The organism is Leeuwenhoekiella obamensis (assembly GCF_055391795.1).
In genome coordinates, this window is sequence record NZ_AP029251.1 from 2,767,214 (window position 1) to 2,779,384 (window position 12,171).

At 38.5% G+C, this 12,171-nt stretch carries 10 protein-coding genes; 3 read left to right on the top strand and 7 right to left on the bottom strand.

Features of this window, described 5'->3' with window-relative positions; all coding sequences use genetic code 11:
• The first annotated feature begins 4 nt into the window (after nucleotides 1–4).
• The 3 genes from ACZ5L8_RS12270 to ACZ5L8_RS12280 all read left to right on the top strand — a co-directional run bounded on the left by ACZ5L8_RS12270 (nucleotide 5) and on the right by ACZ5L8_RS12280 (nucleotide 2,707).
• A complete protein-coding gene (locus tag ACZ5L8_RS12270; protein WP_462600360.1) occupies nucleotides 5–301 on the top strand; it encodes an HU family DNA-binding protein in 297 nt (98 codons plus the stop codon).
• A gap of 328 nt (nucleotides 302–629) precedes the next feature.
• A complete protein-coding gene (locus ACZ5L8_RS12275) occupies nucleotides 630–2,168 on the top strand; it encodes an Rne/Rng family ribonuclease (protein WP_464437911.1) in 1,539 nt (512 codons plus the stop codon).
• 59 nt (nucleotides 2,169–2,227) lie between these two features.
• On the top strand, nucleotides 2,228–2,707 hold the full coding sequence (locus ACZ5L8_RS12280; protein WP_464437912.1) for a regulatory protein RecX: 480 nt from the start codon (nucleotides 2,228–2,230) through the stop codon (nucleotides 2,705–2,707).
• A 46-nt stretch (nucleotides 2,708–2,753) separates the two neighbouring features.
• Here ACZ5L8_RS12280 and ACZ5L8_RS12285 read toward each other — a convergent pair whose 3' ends face one another.
• The 7 genes from ACZ5L8_RS12285 to ACZ5L8_RS12315 form a co-directional block, all read right to left on the bottom strand.
• Nucleotides 2,754–3,929, bottom strand: a complete 1,176-nt coding sequence (locus ACZ5L8_RS12285) for a PepSY-associated TM helix domain-containing protein (RefSeq protein ID WP_464437914.1) — start codon at nucleotides 3,927–3,929, stop codon at nucleotides 2,754–2,756.
• Between the two features lie 65 nt (nucleotides 3,930–3,994).
• Nucleotides 3,995–5,230, bottom strand: coding sequence for a DUF4374 domain-containing protein (locus ACZ5L8_RS12290; protein WP_464437915.1), 1,236 nt, complete (start codon nucleotides 5,228–5,230; stop codon nucleotides 3,995–3,997).
• Between the two features lie 21 nt (nucleotides 5,231–5,251).
• Nucleotides 5,252–7,576, bottom strand: a complete 2,325-nt coding sequence (locus tag ACZ5L8_RS12295) for a TonB-dependent receptor (RefSeq protein WP_464437916.1) — start codon at nucleotides 7,574–7,576, stop codon at nucleotides 5,252–5,254.
• 215 nt (nucleotides 7,577–7,791) lie between these two features.
• Entirely contained in the window at nucleotides 7,792–8,655 is an 864-nt protein-coding gene (locus ACZ5L8_RS12300) for a cupin-like domain-containing protein (RefSeq protein WP_464437917.1), read from the bottom strand.
• A gap of 18 nt (nucleotides 8,656–8,673) precedes the next feature.
• Nucleotides 8,674–9,753, bottom strand: a complete 1,080-nt coding sequence (gene bioB / locus ACZ5L8_RS12305; protein ID WP_464437918.1) for a biotin synthase BioB — start codon at nucleotides 9,751–9,753, stop codon at nucleotides 8,674–8,676.
• A gap of 58 nt (nucleotides 9,754–9,811) precedes the next feature.
• Nucleotides 9,812–11,002, bottom strand: coding sequence for a beta-ketoacyl synthase N-terminal-like domain-containing protein (locus tag ACZ5L8_RS12310; RefSeq protein WP_464437919.1), 1,191 nt, complete (start codon nucleotides 11,000–11,002; stop codon nucleotides 9,812–9,814).
• Between the two features lie 126 nt (nucleotides 11,003–11,128).
• Nucleotides 11,129–12,151: a hypothetical protein gene (locus ACZ5L8_RS12315; protein WP_464437921.1), complete on the bottom strand. Its 1,023-nt coding sequence runs from the start codon at nucleotides 12,149–12,151 to the stop codon at nucleotides 11,129–11,131.
• Nucleotides 12,152–12,171: the final 20 nt, after the last annotated feature.

A 12,171-nucleotide genomic window follows, 5' to 3' on the forward strand; every position in this document is an offset into this window, starting at 1 on the left:
CGTAATGACAAAAGCAGATATCGTTGCAAGGATTTCTGAGAAACTTGGAATTGAAAAGAATGATGTACAGGCAACTGTTGAGTCTTTCATGAGCGAAGTAAAAAACTCTCTTGAGAGCGGCGACAACGTTTACCTTAGAGGTTTTGGTAGCTTTATTATCAAAACACGTGCTGAGAAAACTGGTCGTAACATTTCTAAAAATACCACGATCAAGATTCCTGCACACAACATTCCTGCATTTAAACCAGCTAAGGTTTTTGTAGAAGGTGTTAAGTCTAACGTAGCCGTTGAGGACAAATAAATTACTAATCCTTAAAAATACGCACTTATGCCAAGTGGTAAAAAAAGAAAAAGACATAAGGTAGCAACGCATAAGCGTAAAAAGAGACGTAGAGCGAACCGTCACAAAAAGAAAAAGTAGTCTAGGCTACTTTTTCTTTTTGTTTTACTTGTTTGAAGTAAATCTTACGTTCTTTGACATCCGGATATTAAAAAATCGCCCACATACCTTAGGGCAGTAATTTTTTATATCTACCGTTACACAATTAAACCTGTGAAAAACAAATTGTTTAATCCTTTGTGATCTTCTCCTAACCAGTAGAAGATCTACTCTATAAATTTAACGTAACGTGAACAACGAGTTAATTATTAGATCTGGTTCCACGTCCGTTGATTTTGCCTTATTAAAGGATGGAAAATTAATTGAACTACACAGGGATAAAGAAGACAGTAAATTTAGCGTAGGTGATATTTTTATTGCCAAAATACGTAAGACCGTTTCCGGTCTTAATGCTGCGTTTGTGAACGTAGGTTATGAAAAAGATGGATTTCTCCATTATCATGATCTAGGACCGCAACTCTCTACCCTGTTAAAATTTGTAAAACGTGTAAGCACAGGTAAACTCAAGGACTATAGTCTTAAAGACTTTCCTAAAGACCAAGACATCAATAAGAATGGTAAAATCTCTGATGTTCTTAAGTCTAACCAATCAATTTTAGTACAGGTTGTAAAAGAGCCTATTAGTACAAAAGGACCGCGTATAAGCAGCGAACTTTCTATCGCTGGACGTTATGTGGTACTTGTACCTTTTTCAGACAGGATTTCGATTTCTCAAAAAATTGAATCTCGTGAAGAAAAAGCAAGGCTTAAAAGACTTGTACAAAGCATTCGCCCAAAAGGGTTTGGCGTTATCGTACGCACTGTTGCTGAAGGCAAAAAGGTTGCAGAACTGGATCGTGACCTTCAGAATTTACAGGATCGCTGGAACGCCATGTGCAAAAAGCTTCACAATGCCCATTTACCAAGCAAAGTATTAGGAGAAATGAACCGTGCCTCTTCTATTTTAAGAGACATTTTTAACGACTCCTTTACCGGAATTTGTGTAGATGACGAGACATTGTATTATCAACTAAAAGATTATCTGCAAGAAATTGCACCACACAAAGAAAATATCGTAAAGCTTTACCAAAGCAACATCCCTATATTTGAAAAATACGGTATAGAGCGACAGATCAAGACTTCCTTCGGTAAAACCGTCTCAATGAGCCGTGGCGCCTATCTTGTTATAGAACATACAGAAGCCCTTCACGTAATAGATGTGAATAGTGGCAATCGCAGTAACAAGGCAAAAAGCCAAGAAGAAACAGCTCTTGAGGTTAACATGATCGCAGCTACTGAAATAGCCCGACAGCTTAGGCTTAGGGATATGGGAGGTATCATAGTGATAGACTTTATTGATATGAACAAGTCAGAAAATCGCAGAAAACTCTTTAACCACCTTAGGGAAGAGATGAGCGATGATCGGGCTAAGCATAAAATTTTACCGCCTAGTAAATTTGGACTCATCCAGATCACAAGGCAACGCGTAAGACCAGAAATGAATATTAAAACACGCGAGAAAAATCCTAACGGAGAAGGCGAGATAGAAGCGCCTATCAGTGTTGTAAACCGTATTCAGACTGATCTTATCAAACTATTAAAGAAAGACTATAAAAAGATAACGTTACACACGCATCCTTTTATAGCAGCCTTTTTAATGAAAGGCTTTCCATCTATACGCTCCAAGTGGTTCCTGGAGCATAAAAAATGGGTACGAATAATGCCCAGAGATGCTTACACGTATCTTGAATACCGTTTTACAGATAAAGACGGTAAAGAGATTAGATAATATTAGGAAACCCCCATCGTGCATTCGGTGGGGGTTTTTTTGTTTTAATTTTGCAGCTCATGCAACAACCACACCGCACTTATACAGTAGACGAAGCCAGAGTACGACTAGAGCGTTATTGCGCAATGGAAGACCGTTGCCACAAACAAGTAGAAGAAAAGCTACGAGAGATGAATTTGATCCCAGAAGCGGTAGATCAAATCTTGTATCACCTCCTCACAAACAATTACCTTAACGAAGAGCGCTTTGCACGCACATTTGCCCGTAGTAAATTCAATCAAAAACAATGGGGCAAAAATCGCATCATACGCGAACTCAAAATGCGAGACATCTCAAAATTCAATATAGACGCCGCACTCACAGAGATTGAAGACAAGAAATATTATGAGGTTTTTGATACGCTTTCGCGAAAGCGACTCGCACAGATAAACAAAGAGCCTAACAAATACAAAAAGCGCAAGAAACTAGCTGACTACTTGCTTTACCGCGGCTGGCCCAGTGATTGGATCTATGAGAAAGCTAAAGAGCTTATCCCGTAGACCTAGTCATTGATAATAAAGTAAAAATCAATCTCGCGCAACTGCTTTAAGGCTTAAGCTTTCGGCCTTTATTCCACCATACTAGAAAACCAGTAACTGGCAAACTTGCACAGATCAAGCTTATAAAAAAGGCCAGAAGCTTACCGGGAAAACCGAAAACCGCCCCAATATGCATATCATAATTTAAAGCTGAGAGTTGGTCTGCAAAATCTGCCTCAGAATATCGATCACCTTTCATTCTTAACTCCTCTAAAGTGTATCGATCAAAGTAATACTCATTTTTATTATAAAAAGAACCATGATCTTGATAAGCGACGATCTCAATAGGATCGTCATCATCAGCTATTATGGGAGTCATGTACATTCCTTGTACATCTGGTTCTTGCTCAATGGTTTTATACCAAGCTTTATCTAACGGAGAAATAGTATCATTTTCTATTAAACCCTTATTGGCAATATCTGAGTGTGGGTGATGATGCTCTGGCTTACTCTCTCCTCCAGATGTAATGTAATACAGTCCGTCACCAAACCATTGAAAACTCCACACTAATCCTGTAACAGCAAGCACAAAAGCCAGAATAAGACTGTAGAAGCCCAGAACATTGTGCAAATCATAATTCACACGCTTAAAACTTCCTTTCCACTTAATTTTAAAGCTCTTATTAACGTTGCTTTTCTTTAGGTTTTTTGGCCACCAGATCACCAATCCCGTGATCAATAGAACGACAAATATAAGCGTACAAACACCTACAATAGGTCTTCCTATTTCATAAGGAAGCCACAGCGCGCGGTGCCCATCTATCATAAATCTGAAGAAATCAAAATTCCCCGCTCCTAGAAGCTGTTGCTTCTTTAAGAATTCTCCCGTATAGGGATTTACAAATATTGCGGTAAAACTTCTCTTTCCGTTATTAAAAGAACTATACCCAACTGCTGCCGCGCCTTCTTTATTGCTATACGTTAATCCTGTAGGTTTTTGATCTGGCATGTGTTCACTTGCCGTATCAAGAATCTGAGAAGGCGGAACAAACGCTTTATCCTGAACCTCAACAAATCGCCAAGGCTCCATAGCATCTTTTATTTCTTGTTGAAAAGCATAAAAACAGCCAGTAATGCTCACAATAAACACCACTATACCAGAAACAAGCCCAAGCCACAAATGCAGCCAATCGCTAAATTTTCTTAGAAGACTTTTTTTGTTTTTTTTCTTATTGCCTTTCATACCGAAATAAAAAAACCAGCATCAGTTCACGATAATGCAAACTGTGCCGGCTAGTAATTAAATTCTTATAGTTTGTAAAGACCAGCGATGAAGCTCGCTTGTACTTTAGCTCCTTTTGTTACGCTTAGATTTTGCGTGTTGATCTGGTAAACATAGATTCCGCCATCTTCAGGGATAGTGATGTAAAAATTGTTATCTTCTTCAAAGGCAGCCATTCTTCTACCATCACCACCATGACTAGGAACACCGCTTATAAAATCTACTGTTTGATTTTCAAAATCCACGATTGCAGACTCTAGCGGGCCATCACTCCATCTTGCTTGAGAAGCTCTGTCTTCTGTGTTAATTTCGGCGAAAGCCTTACCGTTTTCAAGAAATTGTGAATACACAATATTGCCTCCTGAAACATTCTCGATATCAAAGAAATAATCTTGATCAAATGTTGTCTCACCGCTTTTGATCTTTAAAACTCCGCTAGGTCTTGTAGATTGACTGTAACCATTAGCAGGATTAGAATGCGACAGCGCATATACGTTACCAGCAGCATCCTTCACTAATCCAGATTTTGTATTAAAACCACCTATAGGACCTACACGATCGTCTGTGATCACTTTTTCGAGCGCTAGCTCTGGATAAGAAAATACAGCAACTTGAGCTTGGTCTGTAGATGGAGTGTCATAGGTATTTGGATCAGACACATAATAGCTTAAAAACAGGTGATCGCCACTTACAACCATACCAGAATAGGCAGGACCAAAAGTTGTTGTTAATTCTGACGCTTGAATTTCTACAGTTTCTAGAACCGCCACGGTGCTAGGATTGAATTTACGGAAAGTAACAACATCTGAAGCTGCAGACATTGTAACAGAAACAAGTGTGTTATCATCTGCCTTCACAAGATCTGAAAGACTATTAGGGAAAGAAACATTTCCTGTTAATTTCAAGGTTTGTGACTCCTCATCTTTATTGATCGCTACTACATTATCATCATCAAGACCTCCTATACTATAAATCGTATTATCGATCATTGTGAAGTCGTAATAACCTGGCTGCTCGATACCTTGACCTTCTGCAGTTAAAGTGCCAGACATGATATCATCATAAGTAACAGTATAGTAAGAAAAGCTACCATCTGTCGCTTGTATCGCAAGAGATAACACATATGGATCGAAATCTTCAGATTCGCCTGGATTATCAATAGCATCATCATCTGAAGTACACGAGATAGTGAACAATGCCATGCAAGTGGCAAATATGGAAAGAGTAAAAACTTTTTTAAAACTTAAAGCTTTAGTATTCATGGTAAGGGATTTATTATGATTTTATAAATTATATCTGAGTTTTAAATAAAAGGCTCTGCCCGGTTTTTGTAACCTGAACTTATCGTAAAGTGCCTCATTTGTAAAGTTTCTACACTCAAAGGAGACGTTGTATTTTCCGTTTTCTAGACTGTAACCTATTTCTGCACTATGCGAAGATTGTTGCGGAATAATGGCCTTACTATCACGACTTCCAAACCTGTCTGAAGACAAGAAATATTCTTGCGTAAACCTGTAATAGTAATTGAAAAATAACAGGCTATTATCTACTCCTACATCTTGAAAATTAAATCCAGCGGTTGCACCGCCAAATAGATAAGGAGTATTAGGAATTCTAGCGCCTTTATTAAAGTTCTCTTGATAACCAGAATAGTCATTGTAGATCAAATCTGCTTGATCAGTAATATCCTGATAAGTTACATTTGCAGATAAATTAAATAGATTTTTATATCGATACGCAAGCGCTCCTTGCACACCTATAGCTCTTGTTTCGGTCAGGTTACCATTTGTTGTGGTTGGCCCAGATACCGTCACAATATTGTAGATCAAATCTTTGGTATCTCTGTAGATAAAAGTACCACCCACTTCTAGCGAATTTGCGCTATCTATAGTGTAATTATAATTTGCTCCTATATTATAATTATTGCTTTGCTCTGGTCTTAGATCAGGGTTTGCCAGGACCACCAATCCATCTCCAAAAAACTCCTGAGCCGTAGGCAATCTAAAGGCTTTTTCAAAAGAGGCCTTTACCTGAAGATCTTTCGATAAGAAGTAAGAACTTGCAAATCCGTATCCCACATCGCTGCTCTCTATTTCGCGTGAAGCGGTAGACTCTACAGTATTATCTTCTTGCGCCGCTGTAGCAACATTAAGTGTGTATGCTTTTACAAAAACGGTTGCCGTCCAGTTTTTATTGATTTGATATTTATACGAAAGTGAAAATATATTCTTGTCCAGCGATTTTGGGAAGAAATATTGATTGCGATCTAGATTTACACTATCGTATTCATCTCTATTAAAATGTTGAAACGCATGATTAAATGAGAGTGAATGCTTCTCATTTACCAGATAACTCAAATTAAGTTGCGTAGAGAATTCATGATCATCCAGTTCTAGCAAATTGGCTTCCCCTTGCTCTCCATTTGATTCTGAACTTGTAGCATACGTTTCTCCATACCAATTGTATCGCACACCAGTAAGCGTGTCAATATTTTTAGTTTGTGTAATGTTGTAAGAGGTGTTTAGACTTACGTCAAAACCCTCCACAAACAAGTTCTGTTTTTTATATTTAAGTGTCGGGATCACTGAAGAACTTTCGGTTTTAATGGCGCCAAAGACAGTGGCCATTGTCGCGCCAGTTTGCACATCATTATCATCGCCAGAAACAAGAACTCCGATTAGTAATTGATCTGCAAATGACCTGTCTACAAAGCCAGTTTCAACCTGCGCAGTTGTTGACCTATACGCATCATGAAAACGCTCAACTTCTACATTCTCTTCTTCCAGATTACCATTGCTATCAAAGATGTCTACAAAAACATCATAGTTGTTATCTGAATAATTATAGTTTAGATTTCCACGTACAGTGAAACCTGTTTTATTGTTTGTATGCGCACCATTAATTGAAGCTTTGTGCGTATTAAAAGATCCTACAGAATAAGAAACATCTAGATAATCATCTTTTTGATTTGTGATGATATTCACCGCTCCGCCCAAAGCATCTGTACCTAACCAAACAGGCACAACACCATTATAAACATCTACACGCTCAATAGAATTAACCGGAATATTAGAAAGGTTGAATGACGACCCAAAACTATCCATGGGAATTCCGTTAAGGAAAAACTTGATTTGATTGCCACTAAATCCATTTAGTGAAAAGGTATAGTTAGAACCTAATCCGGCATCTTGAAGTATTCTTACACCAGGAACTCGATCAAGCACTTGCTGCGCATCTGCAGTACTATTTAAAAGATCTTTAGTAGAAACTGAAGTTACAGAATATGCCTGTTCATTAAGTAAACGAACCTTAGACTTTCCTGTTAATTGAACCTCATCGATCTCATAGGAAGAATTCTCAAGTTCAATTTTTAATTCAAGGTTCTCTCCTGCAATTATATTAATATCCTTCTCTTGTTTTACAAAACCTAAAGAAGAAACCTCAATTGTATATTTCCCTTGAGGAATATTCTTTAACTGAAAGAAACCTGAAGCATCAGTGGCAGTTCCTACAGATAATGCTCTTATTATAACATTTACACCTTCGAGATTTGAATTCTCAGAGGTTACAATACCACTTACTGAACCTGTCTTTTGTGTCTGCGCCACACTTACTAATCTACTTAACAAAGTGAATAGTATCAAATAAACCTTAAGCTGCCTTCTTAAAAACAATTTAGAATGATTTTAAACAGGCGCAAAAATAGAACGTCAGCTACTTCTAAACAAGCTAAATTAGACTAATTATAAATAAAAAATTTGAACATAAACTTTTTACCAATTAATAGGTTGAAAATCAATTAATAGAATAAAAATAAAATTGTCTAGGAAATACTATGAAGCTTGTGAGTCTCTGCAATAGCACGCTCATTTTTCTCATCTATCCACGCTTGACCTTTGCGACGGCGCATGAAGTTATCAAAATAGCGCATGATAAATACATTGTAAACTGCTTGAGCGAGATGTTTAGGCTTTCGCGGAAGCGCACGCAAACTCATACTGAAACCGGGAGTTACATACTTCATATAATGCCACCAGCCTTCTGGCATGTACAAGGTTTCACCGTGCTTTAAATGCGTGATATAACCTTCAGCTTTTTTAAGCACCGGGAATTTCTCATAATCAGGATTATCAAAATCGATATCCTCTCGTGTTATAAGTGAATGTGGTACTTTGTAAAGATTAGGTGTTTGCGATGGCGGAAACAATATACATTGCTTCTCACCATGAAAATGAAAGTGAAGAATGTTTGCCCAGTCTATATCATGATGCATAAAAACCTTACTTCCTTCTCCACCAAAGAATAGCATCGGGATTTGCTTGATAAGGCGTAAACCAACTTTAGGAAATTTAAAATCCTCCTTTAAAGAAGGAACTTCTTTCATCAAGTTATACAAGAAAATCCTGAAGTTCGTTGGCTTACTTTTTAGCAGATCGATATACGCATCCATTTTCATTTTGGCATGAGCCTGATTAAAGCCATCTTCATGAGTTACCGGCCTGTCATCATACAACGGTACTGTTTTATCTCCAGCTACTTGCTTGATGTAATCCAGATCCCATTTATCAAACGCAGGCCAATCTTCAATTAGATTCTCTATCACAACAGGACGTTGTGGCTTCAAATAATCGCGTACAAACTCTTTTTTAGAGATTGTTTTAACTCTATGTATCTCTTGAAATTTCAATAAAAATCCTCCTCTTTTTTACGCTTTGGCTTTAGCCTTAGCTTCTTCATTACGCGGAATGCTATGCCCAGGACGTGTCCATTTTGGTTTTTCGCCAAGAGGCATATGTTTAGAATCTGTAGCTTCTACAGTTTCTGGTTGCGCCTTTTTTACAAATGGTTTTTGCGGATTAAGACCTAGCATTTTAAACATTTCCATATCCTCGTTTACATCTGGATTAGGCGTAGTTAAAAGCTTATCTCCTGCAAAGATCGAGTTCGCTCCTGCGAAAAAGCACATTGCTTGTCCTTCTCTGCTCATTTGTGTACGACCTGCACTTAGTCGTACTTGTGTTTGTGGCATAACAATACGTGTTGTTGCTACCATGCGAACCATTTCCCAGATAGAAATAGGCTCAATATCTTCCATTGGTGTACCTTCAACAGCAACTAAAGCATTAATAGGCACACTCTCTGGCTGCGGACTCAATGTTGCCAGCGCAACAAGCATCCCAGCTCTGTCTGCAAGCTTTTCTCCCATCCCGATGATACCACCACTACAAACCGTAACATTAGTCTTACGAACGTTGCCTATGGTATCCAGACGGTCTTGATATGCTCTTGTAGAGATCACATCTTTATAATAATCTTCTGATGTATCTAGATTATGGTTGTATGCATAAAGACCAGCTTCAGCAAGACGCTGCGCTTGATTTTCGGTAAGCATACCAAGGGTACAACAAACTTCCATATCCAGTTTGTTAATGGTGCGCACCATCTCTAACACTTGATCAAACTCTTCACCATCCTTAACATTACGCCAAGCGGCACCCATACAAACGCGCGAACTTCCAGAAGCTTTTGCTCTTAATGCTTGCGCTTTTACATGATTTACCGTCATAAGGTCGTTACCTTCAATATCTGTATGATAACGCGCAGCCTGCGGGCAATACCCACAATCTTCTGGGCAGCCACCAGTTTTTATCGATAATAAAGTTGAAACCTGAACCGTGTTAGGATCGTGAAATTCTCTATGCACGGTAGCCGCTTCATAAAGCAGCTCCATCAGGGGTTTATTGTAAATTTCAAGGATTTCTTCTTTTGTCCAGTCGTGTCTCATAATCGCTTGGTCTAAGTAGTAAATGTACTAAATAAGATGTTTATAACGCTTGCAAAAGCTAGGGTTTAGTGACTAAAATACTAACAGCATTTCCGCCAAAACCCACAGCATTAACCATCACATTTTTAATTGCTCTATTTTTATTTGACTCCTTTATGCCTTGTACTTGGGGGCTAACAAAAGGAATTTTAAGTATTTTTTGATCCTGCAGCATTGCTATTGCGAGATCAAGATTTAACAGTCCGCTGGCGCCAAAGGTGTGCCCCAACTTCCATTTATTCGTTGTTAATAACGGGTAATTTTCATTTTCTTTATTTGGCTTAAAGCCAAAAACCTTCTCAATGGCCTTTACCTCACTGCTGTCGCCTAGCATTGTTCCTGGCGCATGCATCACAATGGCATCAACTTCTTCTGGTGATGTTTCTCCCAGCGCCATTTTCATCGATTTTTGAAAACACTCAGCCTCTGCCGTTACCGAAACTGCATGGATCAACCTCTCTGTAGCATAACCCACACCAGAAATATATGCGAGGGCATTTTCTTGCTCACCAACTTCAAGACAAACGCTCGCTGCGCCCTCACCCAGCACCATCGTGTTTTCCTTTTTATCAGGATCTAAGGCTCTACATGGGTACTCTGCATTTTCATCTGCTCTGCTATACGTTTTCATAGAACGCATTTGCGCGATGGTAAAATCTGTTAGTGCGGCTTCACTACCACCCACTAAGAACTTATCACACATCCCTGAGCGTAACCATGCAACACCGTTTAACAAAGCATGCAAAGCCGTTGAACATGTTATGGAATGAGAAATTTCTGGTCCATCATTTTGCAGATCTTGAGCCACCCATGACGAAATATTACCCAAGGTGGTTGTAGGAGACGCAAGGGTTTCTGTCTGTTTATTTTTGGCGAAAGTGGAATAATATTTCTCAAAAAGTTGCGTGGCACCACGTGATGAACCTATGTTGATACCAAAACTATCACCATGCTTCCAACCTGCATTTTTTGCAGCTATTCTACTTGTGTATAGGGCAAAAAGCACCGTAGGATCTAGTGATTGATAATTTCTATTTTCATCACGTATAAGGTTGATCTCTTGCGCAAGCTCAGTAGGCAGTTTACCTATCCACGCTTTTAAATCAACATCAAATTTTAAGTTATGATCTGGCGTGAACAGGAAGTTATTTTTATGTGCTCCTAAAGCAGAAATAGCACTTATTCCCGTGACTGCAATTTTTGTTTTCAAAAGAATAGAATTCTAGATGCAAAAATACGTCATAGAGTACATCTTAAGAAAGATTAGAGAACTAGTTTAAAAAGAAAAAAGCAACGCCTAGGCGTTGCTTTTACAATTGGCTGGTTATTAATAATCTTAGTTCTCCTGAAGTACAGTAGCTGTGTGGTTAGCTCCGCTTTGTAGTGTAGCGCTGTAATGGCTAACACCTAGCTGAGTTGTCGCACTTGAGCTGTTAGTACCATATTGATTAGTAGCTGCGTAGTTCTCATCACCCATTTGGTAATCTGTAGCAGTGTTATCAACACCATCTTGAACGATACCAGAGAAGTTATCCTCAGAACCGCTTCCTAATTGCGATTGAACGATATTATTACCGTCTCCTGCTTGTTGAGTTAAAGACATATTAGACTCTCCTTCTTGTCTTGTTGTAACATCATTATTAGAAGCAAAAGAATTTGTTGGAAAATGAATAAGTGGTGGCTCATAAGCACCTCCTGCACTCCAAGCAAGGCCACCGCTTTGTAAATTATAAGATTCATTATTGTTACCCTCTTGATCTATATCAATGGTGTTACCCAAAGCGCCTCCTGATTGTATAGTTAAAGTAGAGTTACCGTCTCCTATTTGATCAATATAAAGATGATTATTAGATCCGCTTTGCACAGAACCATCAATTGTAGTGTTATTAGATCCATTTTGTGCAATCTCTGCATTGTTACTAACACCTACTTGACTCATCCAAATAGAATTATCAAATCCTCCTTCTTGTTCTGATGAGAATGTGTTACCTACACCTTCTTGTGTATTATCTGAAAAGTTACTTACAGCAGTATTCTTTTGCAAAACACTAGAAGTGTTTGAAATACCAGATTGAGTCGTTGTTGATTCACCGCTTATACCTAATTGATCTATGGTAGCCGTATTGTAGGCGGATAAAGCCATTTGATTAATGGTTGCCTCATTATATTCCCCATTTTGATGAACCAAACCGGTGTTAGATAATCCTTTTTGATCTACAAGCGCGTCATTTTCCACACCTATTTGATGGATGTTACCTGTAAGATTTGTTCCCTTTTGGGCTACTGTGCCCTCATTGTCCTGGGCTAATAAAACGCCTCCACAGAGAAGCGCTCCCGCAACTAAAATTGCATTTTTCATAAGTAAAATATTTAGAATGG

What these genes read in the sequence shown, in the direction of transcription:
- ACZ5L8_RS12270 (WP_462600360.1), top strand. Translation starts at nt 5, where the DNA reads ATGACAAAAGCAGATATCGTTGCAAGGATTTCTGAGAAACTTGGAATT.
- ACZ5L8_RS12280 (WP_464437912.1), top strand. Translation starts at nt 2,228, where the DNA reads ATGCAACAACCACACCGCACTTATACAGTAGACGAAGCCAGAGTACGA.
- ACZ5L8_RS12285 (WP_464437914.1), bottom strand. Translation starts at nt 3,929, where the DNA reads ATGAAAGGCAATAAGAAAAAAAACAAAAAAAGTCTTCTAAGAAAATTT.
- ACZ5L8_RS12290 (WP_464437915.1), bottom strand. Translation starts at nt 5,230, where the DNA reads ATGAATACTAAAGCTTTAAGTTTTAAAAAAGTTTTTACTCTTTCCATA.
- bioB (WP_464437918.1), bottom strand. Translation starts at nt 9,753, where the DNA reads ATGAGACACGACTGGACAAAAGAAGAAATCCTTGAAATTTACAATAAA.
- ACZ5L8_RS12315 (WP_464437921.1), bottom strand. Translation starts at nt 12,151, where the DNA reads ATGAAAAATGCAATTTTAGTTGCGGGAGCGCTTCTCTGTGGAGGCGTT.